This window comes from Segatella paludivivens DSM 17968 = JCM 13650 (genome assembly GCF_000373185.1).
Lineage (GTDB): Bacteria > Bacteroidota > Bacteroidia > Bacteroidales > Bacteroidaceae > Prevotella > Prevotella paludivivens.
The window spans coordinates 51467-68931 of the sequence record NZ_KB890660.1; the positions used below are offsets into that span (position 1 = coordinate 51467).

15 protein-coding genes are annotated in these 17465 nt (G+C 37.7%); 12 read left to right on the plus strand and 3 right to left on the minus strand.

Features of this window, described 5'->3' with window-relative positions; all coding sequences use genetic code 11:
- Positions 1-356 precede the first annotated feature (356 nt).
- The 9 genes from B045_RS0110280 (at position 357) to B045_RS0110320 (ending at position 10409) form a co-directional block, all read left to right on the plus strand.
- Positions 357-1871, plus strand: a complete 1515-nt coding sequence (locus B045_RS0110280) for a GH3 auxin-responsive promoter family protein (RefSeq protein ID WP_018464179.1) — start codon at positions 357-359, stop codon at positions 1869-1871.
- Positions 1868-3868 (plus strand): Ig-like domain-containing protein, encoded by a 2001-nt coding sequence (locus B045_RS0110285; protein WP_018464180.1) that lies wholly within the window; start codon positions 1868-1870, stop codon positions 3866-3868. The genes B045_RS0110280 and B045_RS0110285 overlap by 4 nt, the downstream gene beginning before the upstream one ends.
- A gap of 32 nt (positions 3869-3900) precedes the next feature.
- Positions 3901-4713: a DUF3108 domain-containing protein gene (locus B045_RS14550; RefSeq protein WP_018464181.1), complete on the plus strand. Its 813-nt coding sequence runs from the start codon at positions 3901-3903 to the stop codon at positions 4711-4713.
- A 520-nt stretch (positions 4714-5233) separates the two neighbouring features.
- A complete protein-coding gene (locus B045_RS0110295) occupies positions 5234-5836 on the plus strand; it encodes a DUF4254 domain-containing protein (RefSeq protein ID WP_018464182.1) in 603 nt (200 codons plus the stop codon).
- Positions 5837-6889 carry a glycosyltransferase family 9 protein gene (locus tag B045_RS0110300; protein WP_018464183.1) on the plus strand — a complete coding sequence of 351 codons (1053 nt, stop codon included), beginning with the start codon at positions 5837-5839 and terminating at the stop codon, positions 6887-6889. It abuts the gene before it with no gap.
- A gap of 182 nt (positions 6890-7071) precedes the next feature.
- Complete coding sequence (locus B045_RS0110305; protein WP_018464184.1) at positions 7072-7308, plus strand: acyl carrier protein; 237 nt, start codon at positions 7072-7074, stop codon at positions 7306-7308.
- A 123-nt stretch (positions 7309-7431) separates the two neighbouring features.
- On the plus strand, positions 7432-8694 hold the full coding sequence (gene fabF / locus B045_RS0110310) for a beta-ketoacyl-ACP synthase II (protein WP_018464185.1): 1263 nt from the start codon (positions 7432-7434) through the stop codon (positions 8692-8694).
- Positions 8684-9778, plus strand: coding sequence for a ribonuclease III (gene rnc, locus B045_RS0110315; RefSeq protein ID WP_018464186.1), 1095 nt, complete (start codon positions 8684-8686; stop codon positions 9776-9778). The genes fabF and rnc overlap by 11 nt, the downstream gene beginning before the upstream one ends.
- Positions 9779-10010: 232 nt before the next feature.
- Positions 10011-10409 (plus strand): FKBP-type peptidyl-prolyl cis-trans isomerase, encoded by a 399-nt coding sequence (locus B045_RS0110320; protein ID WP_025883484.1) that lies wholly within the window; start codon positions 10011-10013, stop codon positions 10407-10409.
- 24 nt (positions 10410-10433) lie between these two features.
- On the opposite strand, the gene B045_RS14555 is transcribed toward B045_RS0110320, so the two are convergent.
- Positions 10434-10832, minus strand: a complete 399-nt coding sequence (locus tag B045_RS14555) for a DUF6557 family protein (protein WP_018464188.1) — start codon at positions 10830-10832, stop codon at positions 10434-10436.
- 180 nt (positions 10833-11012) lie between these two features.
- On the opposite strand from B045_RS14555, the gene dinB reads away from it, so the two are divergent.
- The gene (dinB, locus tag B045_RS0110330; protein WP_018464189.1) at positions 11013-12116 is read left to right on the plus strand and encodes a DNA polymerase IV; all 1104 of its coding nucleotides are present in this window, start codon (positions 11013-11015) and stop codon (positions 12114-12116) included.
- Complete coding sequence (locus tag B045_RS0110335) at positions 12116-13312, plus strand: MFS transporter (RefSeq protein WP_018464190.1); 1197 nt, start codon at positions 12116-12118, stop codon at positions 13310-13312. The genes dinB and B045_RS0110335 overlap by 1 nt, the downstream gene beginning before the upstream one ends.
- On the opposite strand, the gene B045_RS0110340 is transcribed toward B045_RS0110335, so the two are convergent.
- Positions 13281-14636 carry an MATE family efflux transporter gene (locus tag B045_RS0110340; RefSeq protein WP_018464191.1) on the minus strand — a complete coding sequence of 452 codons (1356 nt, stop codon included), beginning with the start codon at positions 14634-14636 and terminating at the stop codon, positions 13281-13283. The two genes, B045_RS0110335 and B045_RS0110340, sit on opposite strands and share 32 nt — an antisense overlap.
- Positions 14636-16528, minus strand: a complete 1893-nt coding sequence (locus B045_RS0110345; protein ID WP_018464192.1) for an AAA domain-containing protein — start codon at positions 16526-16528, stop codon at positions 14636-14638. The genes B045_RS0110340 and B045_RS0110345 overlap by 1 nt, the downstream gene beginning before the upstream one ends.
- Before the next feature lie 158 nt (positions 16529-16686).
- On the opposite strand from B045_RS0110345, the gene B045_RS0110350 reads away from it, so the two are divergent.
- On the plus strand, positions 16687-17451 hold the full coding sequence (locus B045_RS0110350; protein WP_018464193.1) for an ABC transporter ATP-binding protein: 765 nt from the start codon (positions 16687-16689) through the stop codon (positions 17449-17451).
- The last annotated feature ends 14 nt before the right edge of the window (positions 17452-17465 follow it).

A 17465-nucleotide genomic window follows, 5' to 3' on the forward strand; every position in this document is an offset into this window, starting at 1 on the left:
AATTATATTGACAGTCATTTTTCATACTGTCCTTTTGTAAGAAAAAATCAGATAGGAATGAAAATATAACTAGATAAACGGATATAGAACACCACTGATGCATTTGCAACTGTTTGATGTGAAGCAATGTATTTTAGCGTTTGTTTAGCAGTAATTAAGTATCTATTATTTTAGCTCAAAAATTGATGAAGAAAAGCTAATTAAAATATCATATTCGGACAATCAGTATTAATGCTCTATCAAATTAAGCCTGTGATATAATAATTAAAATCCGTAGTTATATTAAAATTAGTGAAATTTTACCCTATTACAAAAGTTTGGACTAAATTTGCAGTTTAAACTGATAATACGCAACAATGAATATAACTAGCATTGCGGGAAAATTATTCCTACCAAGGCAGAAACAACTTGAATCATATTTAAGTCATGGTGAAGAACTGCAGCATGAAGTACTGAAAAAACTTATAGAGCGCGGTAAAAACACCGAATATGGAAGAAAACATTTGCTCAATAATGTAAATTCGTATGAAGATTTTATTTCTAATGTTTCGGTGAATACTTATGAGGAGTTGAAAGGGGATATAGACCGTATGAGACATGGTGAGGAAAATGTTTTGTGGCGTGGACAGGTTAAATGGTATGCCAAGTCTTCTGGTACTACTAATGATAAAAGTAAGTTTATTCCAGTCTCACAAGACGGATTGAATCATATTCATTACCAAGGTGGTAAAGATGTTGTTGCCTTGTATTTGATGATGAATCCAAGTAGCAAAATGTTTGATGGTAAGGGCTTGATTTTGGGAGGTAGCCATTCTCCGAATTACAATGTAGCTAATTCTCTTGTTGGTGACCTCAGTGCAATACTTATAGAGAACATAAATCCTCTTGCAAATTTGGTTCGTGTGCCTAAAAAACAGACAGCATTGTTGAGCGACTTTGATATAAAACGTGACAGAATTGCTCGTGAGTGTGCTAATCTGAATGTAACTAATATCTCTGGAGTCCCAAGTTGGATGCTTAGTGTGTTGGTAAGGGTTATGGAAATCTCAGGAAAGAAACATCTTCAAGATGTTTGGCCAAATTTAGAAGTCTTTTTTCATGGCGGTATAGCTTTCACCCCTTATCGTTCACAATATGAACAATTGATAACAAGTCCAAATATGCATTATATGGAAACATATAACGCTAGTGAAGGTTTCTTTGGCATCCAAAATGATGCGACAGACAAGAGTATGCTACTTATGTTGGACTATGACGTGTTTTACGAGTTCATTCCGATGGATGAATTTGGTAACGATAATCCAACAATAGTTCCTCTAGAAGGAATTGAAGTAGGAAAGAACTATGCAATGTTGATAACAACAAGCTGTGGCTTGTGGAGATATATGATTGGTGATACTGTGAGCTTTACAAGCAAAAATCCGTATAAGTTTGTGATAACAGGGCGTACAAAATATTTCATTAATGCCTTTGGGGAAGAACTTATCATGGATAATGCTGAGAATGGTTTAGATTATGCATGTAAACTTACTGGTGCTGAAGTTAGTGAATATACTGCTGCGCCTGTATATATGGATAGTAAAGCCAAATGTAGACATCAATGGCTGATAGAATTCGCAAAAGAACCTGCAGATATTAATCAGTTTGCTACTATTCTTGACAAAAAGTTACAGGAACTAAACAGTGATTATGAAGCAAAGCGTTTTCATGATGTAACGCTGCAACATCTTGAAGTGGTAAAAGCACGCACAGGGTTATTCAACGATTGGCTTAAAGCTAAGGGAAAACTTGGTGGACAACACAAGATACCTCGTTTGAGTAATAGCAGAAAAAACTTAGATGAGTTGCTGGAACTTTTAAGTCAAGCATGATTATAAAAAATATGAAAATAAAGAAGAAATATACTATACTATATATACTCGCAATTACGCTCTTTGCAAGTTGCGCTCGTATGGGTAATCCTGATGGTGGTTGGTTTGATGAAACTCCACCAAAGGTTATTGGGGCGTCTCCTGCAGATAGAGGGATTGGAGTTAAAAGTAAAAACGTAAAAATCAACTTTGACGAATATGTTAAGATTGATAATGCCACAGAGAATGTTATTGTGTCACCGCCACAATTGGAGGCTCCTGAAATAAAGGCTGCTGGCAAAAGTATAGATGTGAAACTTCTTGATTCTTTGAAAGCTAATACTACTTATACGATTGACTTTAGTGACGCGATTTCAGACAATAACGAAGGAAATCCTTTGGGTAACTATACTTACAGCTTCTCTACAGGTGCCGAGATAGATACAATGGAGGTTTCTGGTTATGTGCTTGCTGCTGATAATCTTGAACCGGTAAAAGGTATCCTTGTTGGATTATACAGTAATCAGGCTGATTCTGCATTCCAAAAGACACCAATGCTTAGGGTTAGCCGCACAGATAGTAGAGGACACTTCATCATAAAAGGAGTGAAAAAAGGTTCATATCGTATATATGCTTTGCAGGATGTTGATGGTAATTATATGTTCAATCAAAAGAGCGAAAAAATAGCTTTTTCACATGATCCGGTAACTACATCATTAAAAGCTGATGTAAGGCAGGATACGCTTTGGACTGACTCTCTGCATATTGCAGACATTAAACGACATGACTATACGCACTTTCTGCCTGATAATGTTACATTATCAGCATTCACCGAATTACAGACAGACAGATATTTGCTTAGTGTGACAAGAAAAGAAGCGAATCATTTTGTGACTAATTTTAGTTATGGCAATAAAGAACTACCAAGAATCAAGGGCCTGAACTTTAATGAGAAAAACGCTTTTGTGGTTATTCCTAATGTAAAAAGGGATACTATCTCATATTGGTTGCGTGATTCAGCTCTTGTTAATCAAGACACGCTACGGATGGAGATAAATTATCTGAAGACAGATTCTCTAGGACATCTTGTGGTACAAAATGATACGATGGAAGTGCTTTCAAAACAACCGTATGAAAAGAGGATGAAAACTGCCCAAAAAGAGTTGGAAAAATGGCAGAAAGCACAGGAAAAAGCAAAGAAAAAGGGTGACCATTATGAAACGGTTAAACCTAGAGACAACATGAAACTTAACGTTAATGTTCCTACAGAGCTTGACCCAGACAAGAATATTCCGATAAGTGTTGATGCGCCACTTGAACAGGTGGATACCTCAAAGATACACTTGTATACCAAGATCGATACTCTTTGGTATAAAGCTAAATTTGCATTTAGGCCATTGGCACATAGGGATGCTAATGGAAAGTTAGTTCGAAGCGACACGTTAAAGTATGGAATGGATTATGAACTAGTCGGTGAATGGCGTCCTGGACAGGAATATAGTCTTGAAATGGATAGTATGGCTTTTGTTGATATATACGGAAACGTGTCAGGAAAGGGTAAGCATGGCTTTAAAGTAAAGAGCAATGACGAATATAGTACTCTCACCATATCTTTAATTGGTATGGATAATCAACATTGTATTCTGCAACTTTTGGATAAGAGCGATAACGTTGTGAAGGAGTTGGAGGCAGAAAATGGACAGGCAGAGTTTTTCTATCTTGCAGCAGACGATTATTATCTAAGAATGTTTGTGGATCGTAATAATAATGGTATCTGGGATACTGGCGATTTTGTGAAAAACATTCAGCCTGAGGAGGTGTATTACTATCCTGGTAAGATAGAGTGTAAGGCTAAATGGGATGTTAGAGAATCTTGGAACCCTATAGATAAACCGCTTTATTTGCAGAAACCAAGAGAAATTACAAAACAGAAAGTCGATAAACAGAAAACTGTTAAAAGACGCAATGCTGACAGAGCAAAGAAGTTAGGTATAGAATATATACCGACTGGTGGTTAATTTACAAAGTGTAAAAACTAATAATTAACAATATGGGACAACTAAGGAACTTAATAATGACTGTGGCACTGACATGCTTCGCAGTAGCATCGAATGCGCAGTGTTCATTTCGCAATACTGCTTTCAAGTCTGGCGAATTTCTCTCTTATAACTTGTATTATAATTGGAAATTCGTTTGGGTTAAAGCAGGAACGGCAGCCATGTATACTGTAGAAAGCCGCTTTGATGGTAAGCCAGCTTATAGGGCTAGTCTTACAACTCGTGGTAACAGCAAGGTTGACAATATGTTCGTGCTACGTGATACATTGTTATGCTATAATACATTAGACCTGGCTCCGCTCTATTATCGTAAGGGAGCACACGAAGGTAGTCGATATACTGTTGACGAGGTTTTTTATACATATCCTAACGGAAATTGTAGCGTCAGAATGCACCGACAGCATGCTGATGGAACACACTCCTGGGAAAGACATACGTATGAGGACTGTGTTTATGATATGATGAGCATATTCTTGCGTGCAAGATCTTTTAATCCAAAGAGTTGGAAAGTGGGATCTATTGTGAAGTTCCCTATCGCTGATGGCAACGGACGTACTCCAGCGCAACTTAGATATAAAGGTAAGACCGTTATAAAGGCTGATAATGGAGCGAAATATCGCTGTTTACAACTTTCATATTTGGAATTAGATGATGGAAAATATAAGAATATTGTTGATTTCTATGTGAGTGATGATGAGAATCATGTGCCAATAAGATTGGATATGTTTCTTAAATTCGGTTCGGCAAAGGCTTTTCTTGTAGGAATGAAAGGGCTTGCTAATCCAATGGAATCACAATTGAAATAATATAAGAACACAAAAAAACCAAATATACATATTTGTATATCTGGTTTTTTAATATCTGAATTTCAAAAACTTACTTTTAAAATAAATCCCTTAAGGGTTTATAAACCCATAGAGATTTTGTCGTTTACATTCACTGCGAGTGAAATTGATGCAGCGACTACTGCTAAAATAATCATTAATGTTACCATAATCTTTTTACTTTTCTTTTAATTAATTCGGTACCCGTTTGGTATCCGTTTGTTTTTATTATCCTTTTATTTTCACTGCAAAGATACAACTGTTTGCGCACACACCAAAGGAAATGCATCATTTCTAATTAAAAAACATTATTTTCTTAATCTATATCAATTCAACGAAGTCATAATGATTGTTTATAATAAAATATATAGGGATTAGTGATTCAAAATAAAATACAATGTGGTCTTAAAGCATCATTAGACCTCATTTAACTAATAAATATTTGTGACTTTAAAAATAATTGCCTATTTTTGCAGAATAAACTTAAAATAATATTATAAGTATGTCTTTTACACAGCATTGTAATGAGATTTTTAATAAGGCAATCAATGATTACCATGTTTATGACAATATAGATACCCCTATTAATAATCCATTCGAAAAAAGGACTATTGAAAACAAATTGTATCTGAAATGTTGGATAGACACAGTGCAGTGGCATTTTGAGGATATTATCCGTGATCCGGAAATAGACCCAGCAGGTGCGCTTACCCTAAAGCGACGTATAGACAAAAGCAACCAAGATCGTACAGATTTGGTTGAACAAATAGACTCTTACTTTTTAGATAAATACAAAAATGTGAAAGTTCTTGATGATGCGCGAATAAATACAGAGAGTCCGGCTTGGGCTGTAGACCGTCTCAGTATTTTATCTCTCAAGATATTTCATATGAAAGAAGAGGCTGAACGTAAGAATGCTAATGAGGCTCACATTGCAAAATGCAAAGCTAAATTAGGAGTATTGCTTGAACAACAGCATGATCTTGGGACAGCAATAGATCAGTTGATTGAAGATATAGAAGCTGGTCGTAAATATATGAAGGTGTATCGTCAGATGAAGATGTATAATGACGTAGACACAAATCCAATATTGTATAAAAAATAAATGAATACTGAGCATTTGCTTATAATGCGCTTCTCGGCTTTGGGTGATGTGGCGATGACTGTTCCTGTGGTTTATTCATTGGCGAGCCAATATCCAAATCTACGCATAACAATGTTGAGCAAACCTTTTGCTCGCCCTTTCTTTGAGAATATAGCTCCCAATGTAGGCTTTATGGCTGCAGATATCAAAAAAGAATATCATGGAGTTAGGGGATTGAATGCACTCTATAGAAGATTGACAGCGAAGAACTTTACTGCTGTTGCTGATTTTCATAGTGTGTTGCGTTCTGATTATCTGCGTATGAGATTCAACCTAAACCATTACCCTGTTGAGAGTATTGACAAGCATAGAAGTGGGAAAAGCAAACTCATAGCAGATCACAATAAAGAATTGATACAGCAGCCTACATCTTTTCAGAACTATGCCGATGTGTTGGAAAAGTTGGGTTATCCAATAAAACTGGAATTCAATTCGTTGTTTTCAGTTGAAGGAGGTAATCTGAGATTACTCTCAGATAAAATTGGAGAGAAACGCCCGTTCCAACAATGGATTGGCATAGCTCCGTTTGCAGCACATGAGGGTAAGATGTATCCGTTGCCATTGATGAAAAATGTCATAAGGATGCTGGTTAATAAGCATCCTTCGTGCAGAGTATTCCTCTTTGGCGGAGGAAATGAAGAAATGAAACTACTTGATGAAATATCTTCAGAGAGTAAACAAATAATAAATGCGTCGCGATTGATGAGTGGACTACAGCAGGAGTTAATCCTGATGAGTCATCTTGATGTAATGGTGAGTATGGATAGCGCAAATATGCACTTGGCTTCGCTTGTCAAAACACCTGTCGTGAGCATCTGGGGTTCAACACACCCATTTGCTGGTTTTATGGGTTGGAATCAGAGCATTGATAATGTTGTACAAGCTGATTTACCATGCCGCCCATGTAGTATTTATGGAAACAAGCCATGTTTGCGTGGTGATTGGGCTTGTATGCATAATATCAGTCCAGAAGTTGTTGTTGAGCATATAGAACGAATATTACAAACAAAGTGAAACTAATTGATATTTCGTAAATTACAGCATGAAAAGCCCAAAATAATGCACACTGTTGGGGTGTTTGTGCAACCCTAAGTGCTTTTTTGGATAAAATATTTGCGAAATTAAAAATAAATTCGTTCCTTTGCACCCGATTTTTAATTAGAAATTATTTATAAACATTTTAAAAAGTTACAATTATGTCAGAAATTGAAAGCAAGGTAAAGGCTATTATCGTAGACAAACTTGGTGTAGACGAGGCTGAAGTTAAGCCAGAGGCAAGCTTCACAAACGATCTTGGTGCTGATTCACTGGATACTGTAGAACTTATCATGGAATTCGAGAAAGAATTCGGTATTTCTATCCCAGACGACAAGGCTGAGACAATTCAGTCTGTAGGTGACGCAATCAAGTACATCGAGGAAAACGCAAAATAATAGTCAATAATTATTTTTGCAAATTTATACGATTAGGGATTAGTGATTAAGGATTGAAAACGTCATTAAATGTATTTTCAATCACTAATCCCTAATTCCTAGTCATTTTTTATATATACACGCATGGAATTAAAGAGAGTAGTAGTAACAGGTCTTGGTGCAGTGACTCCGGTAGGAAATAATGCTGAGGAAACTTGGAATAATTTTCTTGCAGGTAAGAGTGGTGCCGCTCCTATTACACATTTCGATACGACAAATTTCAAGACTAAATTCGCATGTGAGGTTAAAGACCTTAATGTGACTGATTATCTTGATCGTAAAGAAGCCCGCAAGTTGGATAGATATACTCAACTTGCCATGATTGCAGCAATGCAAGGTGTGAATGATTCTGGTCTCGACCTTGAGAAAGAAGACAAAAACCGTATAGGTGTTGTCTATGGTGTTGGCATCGGTGGTATCAAGACATTCGAGGAGGAAGTTTCATATTATGCTCTGCACAAGGAAGAAGGACCTAAATTCAGTCCATTCTTCATTCCTAAGATGATTGCTGATATCGCTTCAGGCCAAATTAGTATTCATTTTGGTTTTCGCGGTCCAAACTATACAACAACTAGTGCATGTGCTTCTTCAAGCAACGCTCTTGCTGATGCTTTCAACCTTATCCGTCTAGGAAAGGCTAATGTTATCGTTGGTGGTGGTGCCGAAGCTGCCATTTGTGAAAGTGGTGTTGGTGGTTTTAATGCCATTAAAGCTCTTTCTACTCGCAATGATGACCCTGAGCATGCAAGTCGCCCATTCAGCGCAAGTCGTGATGGATTCATCATGGGTGAAGGTGCTGGCTGTCTTATCCTCGAGGAATTGGAACATGCTAAAGCTCGTGGAGCAAAAATTTATGCCGAAATGGTTGGCGAAGGCGCAAGTGCTGATGCTTATCATATTACAGCCTCTCACCCAGAGGGATTAGGTGCAAAACTTGTTATGAAGAATGCACTTGAGGATGCAGGCATGAAGCCAGAAGATATTGATTATATCAATGTTCACGGAACATCTACTCATATTGGCGATCTTTCTGAGGCTTTAGCTATTAAGGACGTATTTGGTGAGCACGCTTACAAACTCAATATTAGCTCTACTAAGAGTATGACTGGTCACCTTCTTGGTGCTGCTGGTGCGATAGAGGCTATGGCATGCGTACTTAGTGTCAAGAATGACATTGTACCTCCTACCATCAACCATGAGGAAGATGACAAAGATCCCGATTTGGACTACAACATGAACTTTACTTTCAACAAGGCTCAAAAGCGCGAAGTGCGTGCAGCACTTAGCAACACCTTCGGCTTTGGAGGTCACAATTGTTGTGTCATTTTCAAGAAATATGCTGAATAACATAATAGACAGAATAAAGCTTCCTTTCCGTAAGGAAAAGGAACTTTATTCTTCTTTATACGCCATTCTAGGTTTTTACCCACATGACATCAGCTACTATAAGTTAGCTCTGATGCATAAAAGCGTAATGAAACGTAACGCAAAGGGAAAGCCTGTGAACAATGAACGCCTGGAATTTTTGGGCGATGCTATTCTTGACGCAATCGTAGGAGATATCGTTTATAGACATTTCCCGGGTAAGCGTGAGGGATTTCTTACGAATACTCGTTCAAAACTTGTACAGAGAGATACTCTTAATAAACTTGCCAATGAGATGGGCATCAACAAGTTAATATTAAGCAACGGACGCAGTTCTTCTCATAATAGTTATATGGGTGGAAATGCTTTTGAGGCACTTGTTGGCGCAATGTATTTAGACAGAGGTTACAACATATGTATGCGTTTTATGGAAAAACGTATATTATCACAGATGATCAACATTGATAAGGTTGCTTATAAAGAAGTGAACTTTAAAAGCAAACTCATTGAATGGGGACAGAAGAATCGTGTGAAGCTAACCTTTGAAATGCTTGAACAGAAAAAAGATGATAACGGCAGCCCAATGTTTAACTATAAGGTTTGCATCGAAGGTGTTGATGGATGTTCAGGTGGAGGATACAGCAAGAAAGAAAGTCAGCAGCTAGCTAGTAAGCTGACTCTTGAGAAGTTACGCAAGGAACCTAAATTTATTGACGAGGTATTTGCTGTTAAAGCCAGTCGTACAAAAATGGAGGAAGAGCCTGTTGAGGATGTTCCGAGTACAGAGGTTAATGATGGTTTCATCATCAAGCATGATATTGAGGAACCTGAAGATAAAAAACGCGTAACAGCATTCAAGGAAGAAGTCTTTGACGATAAGAGCCGTAAAATGTCTCGTCGTTCTCCGATGTATAGAAGCGACAATGAGGTTAAAGATGCCGAAGTTGCAGAACCAGAAGATCTTAACACAGAAGATGAAGATTTTGATTTGAGCGACATAAGTTCACGTCCACAAAGTCGTGATAGCATAATAGAAGCCGCAGAGTCTGCTGCGTTTTCAGAATAAGATAAATTCTGATATAGTACAGATAAGCCCGGATAGGTAAAACAAGTTTCCTATCCGGGCTTATTGTTTTATCAAAGATATAAGACTCTTATAGACTTTATGGTAAAAGCTATTGAACTTTAAAAAAGATAGTCTATAGATATATGAGATGAATCTTGCAGAAATAAATCTTTCTTTTGTGAAAAAAGACGTAACTTTGTGGCGTTATTATTATTTATCTAACTTAAACAATATGGCAAATAGAGAATATATCAATAAAAATAAGAAGTGGCTGATTGATAAATCACGTGAAGATGGAGTGTTCACAATAGTGAAAGGTGTATCATATAAAGTTATATCTTCCGGAGATGTGAATGGTAAGCAACCATCTGCTCGCAGCATTGTGACTACTCACTACACTGGACGTACTATAGACGGAAATACTTTCGACAGTAGTATTGGTGGAGTACCTTTGGCAATACGTCTTTCTGACGTTATCGAAGGTTGGGTTATTGCCATGCAAAAAATGCATGTGGGTGACAAGTGGGAGGTATACCTTTCTTCAGACATGGGATATGGTAAGTTTGGACAACCAGGAATCCCTGGCGGCTCTACTTTGATATTCGAAATAGAACTGCTTGACGTTGGATAAAGAAAAGCTCCATCAAGAGGCATGCTATCTTACGATGCGTGCCTTTTGTGGATTCATCATATCTTCATCCCATTCGTCAAGATGATCTTTGTAGCGCTCTGTCTCGTATGTGTGAACAGTTATTTGATATAAGCAGTGGGCTGCAAAAACATTATCTGGAATGTTTTCTAGTTTTTTATACCTACGTCCGGCAAGGTCTGCAAGACTACCAAGATGAGTGTTGCTTACGTATATTTTGCCATTATTTTCTTTCACTTCAATTATCATGTCGAAATAGTCAAACGTTGGTTTGATCGTACGCAGAGAATTGAATGTGTTTTCAAATTCCTTTATGTTTTCTATCTCTAGAGAATATAGTTCCTTTAAGACTTTACTTACCTCATTAAAACTCACCTTGTTCATTAAATCTTTTATAGATGTCATATTTCTTTCTTGGTTTTACTATAATAATTGCTAGTATTCTAATTGAATGTTGTCAATGTTATTACAAAATTATGGTATTTTTACGAACCTGCAAAATAAAAAGAGATATTATTTGTTTGAAGATAATGATATAGTCATTATCCATGTTTGATGTAAATTGCGTATCTTTGCAATTACTTTATGGATCGCTTAGACCGCAAGATAATACATATTGACATGGACGCATTTTTTGCTAGCGTTGAGCAGCGTGATAATCCAGATTTACGTGGCAAACCTGTTGCTGTGGGTTATGACGGTGAACGTGGCGTTGTGTCTACAGCTAGTTATGAGGCCCGTAAATATGGTGTGCATTCTGCAATATCTATGATTGTTGCAAAGCGTCTTTGTCCCCAGTTGATTGTTGTTAGGGGTAGTCATGAACACTATAGTGAAGTGTCGTCACAAGTACATGCTATATTTAAGGACTATACAGATGCCATTGAACCTTTATCCATTGATGAGGCTTTTCTTGATGTTACAGAAAACAAACGCGGAATAGAACTTGCTATAGATATAGCGAAAGAAATAAAGCAACGCATAAAAGACGAGTTAAATCTGACTGCTTCTGCAGGAATATCATATAATAAGTTTCTTGCTAAGATAGCCTCGGAATATCGTAAACCAGATGGTATATGCACTATACATCCCAATATGGCTCTTGACTTTATCGGCAAATTACCGATTGAAAGTTTCTGGGGTGTTGGACCTAAAACAGCAAGGCGCATGCATCATATAGGAATATTTAACGGTGCTCAGCTTAGGGAATGTTCATTAAAACATCTATCTGAAGTATTCGGAAAGGCTGGACCTGTATTCTATAACTTTGCAAGGGGTATTGATGATCGTCCTGTAGTTGTGGAGCGTATAAGGAAATCTGTTGGATGCGAACAGACATTTCTTCAGGATATAAGCATAAAGTCGGCTGTATTAATAGAACTTTATCACTCAGTGTTGGAACTTTGTGAGCGTATTGCAAAAGATGATTTCGAAGGAAAGACACTTACATTGAAAATTAAATATGGTGATTTCCAGCAGATAACACGTAGCATTACTGGTAACAGGATATTGAAGACTAAAGATGATATTCTGCCTTTAGCAAAGAAATTGCTTAAACAAATTGCATATAGTGCCGAGCATCCAATAAGATTATTAGGGTTGTCGGTTTCAAATCCTGGTGGGAATGAAGAACTCCCTACACCAGAATGGATACAGTTGGAGCTGGAATTTAAAGATTGGGACAAGTGATGATGGAAACAAAAGAAAAACTTTGGAATGGAGCGTATATAAAAGTAATGACAGCTAATTTTATGATGTATTTTGCCTTTTATATACTTACCCCTTTGCTACCAATATATCTTAGCGAAAAATTTGGAGCTACTAATGATGTTATAGGACTAGTGCTTTCTGGATATACAATAGCATCGTTGGTTGTACGCCCGTTCAGTGGTTTCTTTGTAGATAGTTTCAATCGTAAGAAAGTACTTATGATTTGTCTTTCCCTGTTTTTTGTGTTTTTTGCAGGATATATAGCAGCAAGCACGCTTCTTATGTTTGCCATAGTCCGGACATTACACGGAGGCCCATTCGGTGCTGCTACAGTGGCAAATAGCACAGTGGCAATAGATGTACTTCCTTCAACCCGTAGAAATGAAGGCTTGGGATATTTCGGACTAAGCAATAATCTTGCAATGGCTATAGCACCATCAATAGGAATATATTTATATAAGTTATTGGATGATTTCAGTGTGTTATTCTGGATAGCGCTCGTCGTGGCTTTTATGGGCCTGCTTATTGATGGAACAGTGAAATTGCCTGTTAACTCTATCGTTAAGAATACAGAAAAGCTTTCTCTTGACAGGTTTTTTCTGACTCGCGCATGGTTGCTTGCCATCAATATTGCTATGTTTGGTTTCTGTTTTGGAGTCTTGAGCAACTATCTTGCAATATATAGTAAACAGGAACTGGGTATTACTGGAGGTACAGGCACCTATTTCGCATTACTTTCAATAGGACTGTTTAGTTCTCGCCTTCAGGGAGCTAAAGCTTTGCGTGAAGGTCGCCTCACTCACAATGCCGCATACGGAATTTGCATAGCTCTTATTGGTTACATTATGTTTGTTGCCTGGATAAATCCTGTAGGCTATTATCTGTCGGCATTCCTTATCGGATTAGGTAACGGTCACATGTATCCTGCGTTTCTTAATATGTTTGTAGCCGTGGCTCATCATAATGAACGTGGCACGGCTAACTCGTCAATCCTTACTTCATGGGATTTGGGCTTTGGCATAGGAATACTTCTTGGTGGAGTAGTTTCCGAAATGGTTGGTTATAAAGCAGCTTTCTGGATGGTAGCCATTGAAAATGCATTTGGAGTGTTACTGTTCTTCCTGTTTGCCAGCAAGTTTTTTGTTAAGAGACGCATTGATGTTGCTTCCTTTTGATATGACCGTATAGCCAGATAAATGCAGGGATAAGAAACATATCAGCCATTATCCATGCCACAGGATCACCATAACATACACCAGTGAACTTCAGCGCGGGTACAATCCAAATACTTACACCACATCGTGCAATCATCTCCATAACTCCACTCATCATACTTAGGTTGCTGTATCCAAGTCCCTGAATGCTATAGCGGAATATGGTGAGCAGTCCTAGTGCAGGGTAGAAGTAGTTTGCTATGCGCATAAACATTGCTGCGTTGCTTACTACATCTTTTTCGCTGCCATCTACAAAAAGCATCATCATATAGTCGGCAAAAGGATATATAATAATAAACGTGATGACAAAATACACAAGCATGATTTTTATTGCAGCGTATATTCCTGTCTTTATTCGATTAATTTTTCTTGCGCCTATATTCTGTCCGCAATACGTAGCCATAGCAACTCCGATGTTTTCAAGTACGCATGTGAATAGATATTTTATACGCATGCTTGCCGTGAACGCAGCTACATAGGTGGTACCAAGCGCATTATTGGCACTTTGCAGCATAATGATTCCAATAGCAGTGATAGAGAATTGCATTCCCATTGGCATGCCGTTGTTGAGCAATATATTTATTAGCTTGTTGTCAAAATGTGTTTCCTCTCCCGTTGGTATCAGTAGTTGCAGTTTCCGTTTTATATATATCCAGCACATCAACGATGCACAGCATTGTGATATCAGTGTGGCTATACCTGCGCCCTCTACACCCATTCCGAGAATCAGAATAAGTATTACGTCAAGTATGATGTTGATAAATGATGATGCAATAAGAAAATAAAATGGCTGTTTACTGTTGCCAATAGCACGTATGAATCCTGAAAGAAGATTGTATGCGATTGTAAACGGTATGGCAAGAAACTGCAGAAAAAGAAATATGTAAGCATGGTCGAATATATCTGTAGGAGTGTTTACGATTTTCAAGACTCTTCCGCAGAATATACAGCTCATGAATGTTATCACTACAGCCATTACTATTGCAATACGTATGGCATTGCTCACGTATGACCGCATCTTCTTGTAGTCTTTTGCTCCAAAAGCTTGAGCAATAGGAATGGCGAAACCTGCACATGAGCCGTTGCAGAATCCCATGATAAGAAACATGATGCTGCTTGATGTTCCCACAGCTGCAAGAGCATCTACACCAATCCATCTGCCCACAATTGCTGCGTCAATGATAAGATACATCTGTTGCAGTATATATCCCAATATCAGTGGAATTGCAAATTTAAGGATGTCTCTTACAGGAGACCCTATTGTCATATCATTAGTGTTAGCCATCAATCTTCTTCGTTAATATATTCCCATAGCTTATTATAGAATGGGTGACGACACAGTGTTTCTTTGTCGCCTATTATTATCAGTTTCATCCTTGCACGTGTTATGGCGACATTCATTCGTCTAAGGTCATGCAGAAATCCTATTTGACCATCGGTATTACTTCTTACCAATGAAATCAGTATCACATCACGTTCCTGACCTTGGAAACCATCCACGGTGTTGATGCTTATTAGATGCCTATATGGTTTAAAGAATTCTTTTTTCATTATAAGTCTGCGCATGTATTGCACTTGTGCCCTGTATGGAGATATCACTCCTACATCAATTTGTTCTTCAAGAATCTTTTGCTTGCCAATCTTCGTGAAATAATCTTCAAGTTTTTCAAGAGTTATGCGAGCTTCTTCCTTATTAATTATTGATTCTCCGTCTTTGCCTTCACCACTTGTGGCTTTAGTGTTATTTTTGTCATTTGTTACCGGTGCTGTTTCTGTCCATTCTATAGGTGTGTCATAGTCAAGTATACCACGGAATTTAATCTGTGGTGCACTTTCCACTTGCCCGTGGTAGAACCAATCGCTGGAGAAACGCATGATTTTTTCGTTCATTCTATACTGTATCTTCAACAACGTAACTACTTCTGGTTTGTTTTCTACAATACGTTCCATCAGCGTCTTACCTAATCCGGCTTTAAGTGCAGAAATACTTTTAATTGTCGGTGGAAGTTGGCAGTGGTCTCCTGCCAAGATTACTCTTGTTGCTCGTTTTATCGGTATCCAGCATGCCGCTTCAAGAGCCTGTGCTGCTTCGTCAATGAACAACGTTCCGAATTTCTGTCCTTCAAGAAGTCTGTTTGCCGAACCGACAAGTGTAGATGCTATTACTCTTGCCTCACCAAGTAATTCTGAATTAATTCTTATTTCTATTTCAGTGGCGCGTGCTTTCAGATGTTCCAACTTCTGATGATATTTTTCGTCACGGCTTTTTCTTTGGCCTCTCAAATCTCGTATAGCTCTTCTTATAGCCCATAGCTGAGAATATTCTGGATGCCCCTCAAACTTCCGCTCATAAGTAAATCCAAGCATTTTATCGTTCACCTTAGTTGGATTTCCTATTCTCAACACGTTTATTCCCCGGTCTACAAGCTTCTCGCAAATCCAGTCAATAGCCATGTTGCTTTGTGCGCAAACCAAAACTTGATATTCTCGCATAAGCGTCTCGTTGATGGCTTCAACAAGAGTTGTTGTCTTCCCTGTTCCAGGAGGACCATGTACAACTTCAACATCTTTAGCCCAAAGTACTTCGTTTACGGCTTTCTCCTGAGTTGGATTAAGCCAAGGAAAGCGTTGTGCTGTAAAAGAGAAACGTTCCGCTTTCTGATGCGAATAAAATAAATCACGCAAATATGCCAGTCTGTTTCCCTTTGCTTTGATTACTCTGTCAAGAGCTTCAAACATCAGCTTGTAGCTTGTCTCGTCAAAAAACAGTTGTATACCTATTTTTTCAGTACATCCTTGAAGATCTATGGCATGTCCTCCATCTGGAATAATCACGACCATTCTGTTGCCATCGACAAAAGATACAGTACCTGTAAAATTAAAGTAATGTAATGATTTTCCGTCTGTTTTAAAGAAAGCTACAGGTCTTCCAAATTCAAAGTTATGTTCTGTATCTGTATCCGTGTTTCTTGTTACCTCTATTGCCATTTGGTTTAGAGAGTTATAGTAACTTGCCCCTATATTTAGAGGAAACCATGCTTCTCCCTTCTTTACCTTACGCATTAGTCCTGTGGATTCTGTTTGTTTGCGAAAAGCTTCTTTTTCTGAATAATACTCTATTTCCAAGAGCATTTTTTGTCTTTGTAGTTCCTGTATTGGTGACGTCTGTTGATTCATATTGAGTGCAAAGTTACTAATTTTTTTTCTTTTACTTTGATTTTCCACTTGTTTGGAGCATCTTTAACTAACATTGAACAAAGACTGCGTCTTAATAATAAAAACAAAAAACACCTTTTTTATTTTGTATTGTGTTATACTTGCTGTATCTTTGTCATATGGAATCAGTTGTTCTGCATGATTTGTCTATCGGATATAAGGATAAAAAAGTGAGTGAAGAGATAAATGCTTCGCTTAGCAGTGGTGAATTTACATGTCTGCTTGGATCAAACGGAGTAGGGAAGTCTACACTGCTTAAAACAATATCTGGATTTATTAAACCACTTGCCGGTGATGTGATTATCGACGATGTTAATATCAATGACTATTCTTCCGCTAAACTGGCACGTAAGATAAGTGTTGTGCTAACAGGAAAAGCAGGAGTGGAAAACATTTCTGTAGGAGAGTTGGTCGGTATGGGACGATATCCTTTTACTGGTTTTTGGGGAACACTGAATAAGGATGACAAGAAAATTGTTGATGAATCTTTGGAAATGGTTGGAGTCTTAAAATTGAAAGACCGTATGGTTCAGACGCTAAGTGACGGTGAACGACAGAAGACAATGATTGCCAAAGCACTTGCCCAGCATACTAAAATGATTTTTCTTGATGAGCCTACTGCCTTTCTTGATTTTCCCAGTAAGATAGAAATGATGCAGCTATTACAGAATCTTTCACATCAGTTGGGTAAGACAATATTGCTTTCCACACATGATGTGGAGCAGGCTTTACAGTTGGCTGACAAACTGTGGCTTATGAATGATGAAAAAATGTGTATAGGAACACCTCGGGAATTGTCAGCAAACGGTACTTTGGGAAATTATATCGAACGCGATAGTATAGAGTTTGATAAAAAAAACATGATAGTTAAGATAAAATCATAAACTATCATGTTTCA

What these genes read in the sequence shown, in the direction of transcription:
- B045_RS0110280 (WP_018464179.1), top strand. Translation starts at nt 357, where the DNA reads ATGAATATAACTAGCATTGCGGGAAAATTATTCCTACCAAGGCAGAAA.
- B045_RS0110285 (WP_018464180.1), top strand. Translation starts at nt 1,868, where the DNA reads ATGATTATAAAAAATATGAAAATAAAGAAGAAATATACTATACTATAT.
- B045_RS14550 (WP_018464181.1), top strand. Translation starts at nt 3,901, where the DNA reads ATGGGACAACTAAGGAACTTAATAATGACTGTGGCACTGACATGCTTC.
- B045_RS0110295 (WP_018464182.1), top strand. Translation starts at nt 5,234, where the DNA reads ATGTCTTTTACACAGCATTGTAATGAGATTTTTAATAAGGCAATCAAT.
- B045_RS0110300 (WP_018464183.1), top strand. Translation starts at nt 5,837, where the DNA reads ATGAATACTGAGCATTTGCTTATAATGCGCTTCTCGGCTTTGGGTGAT.
- B045_RS0110305 (WP_018464184.1), top strand. Translation starts at nt 7,072, where the DNA reads ATGTCAGAAATTGAAAGCAAGGTAAAGGCTATTATCGTAGACAAACTT.
- fabF (WP_018464185.1), top strand. Translation starts at nt 7,432, where the DNA reads ATGGAATTAAAGAGAGTAGTAGTAACAGGTCTTGGTGCAGTGACTCCG.
- rnc (WP_018464186.1), top strand. Translation starts at nt 8,684, where the DNA reads ATGCTGAATAACATAATAGACAGAATAAAGCTTCCTTTCCGTAAGGAA.
- B045_RS0110320 (WP_025883484.1), top strand. Translation starts at nt 10,011, where the DNA reads ATGGCAAATAGAGAATATATCAATAAAAATAAGAAGTGGCTGATTGAT.
- B045_RS14555 (WP_018464188.1), bottom strand. Translation starts at nt 10,832, where the DNA reads ATGACATCTATAAAAGATTTAATGAACAAGGTGAGTTTTAATGAGGTA.
- dinB (WP_018464189.1), top strand. Translation starts at nt 11,013, where the DNA reads ATGGATCGCTTAGACCGCAAGATAATACATATTGACATGGACGCATTT.
- B045_RS0110335 (WP_018464190.1), top strand. Translation starts at nt 12,116, where the DNA reads ATGATGGAAACAAAAGAAAAACTTTGGAATGGAGCGTATATAAAAGTA.
- B045_RS0110340 (WP_018464191.1), bottom strand. Translation starts at nt 14,636, where the DNA reads ATGGCTAACACTAATGATATGACAATAGGGTCTCCTGTAAGAGACATC.
- B045_RS0110345 (WP_018464192.1), bottom strand. Translation starts at nt 16,528, where the DNA reads ATGAATCAACAGACGTCACCAATACAGGAACTACAAAGACAAAAAATG.
- B045_RS0110350 (WP_018464193.1), top strand. Translation starts at nt 16,687, where the DNA reads ATGGAATCAGTTGTTCTGCATGATTTGTCTATCGGATATAAGGATAAA.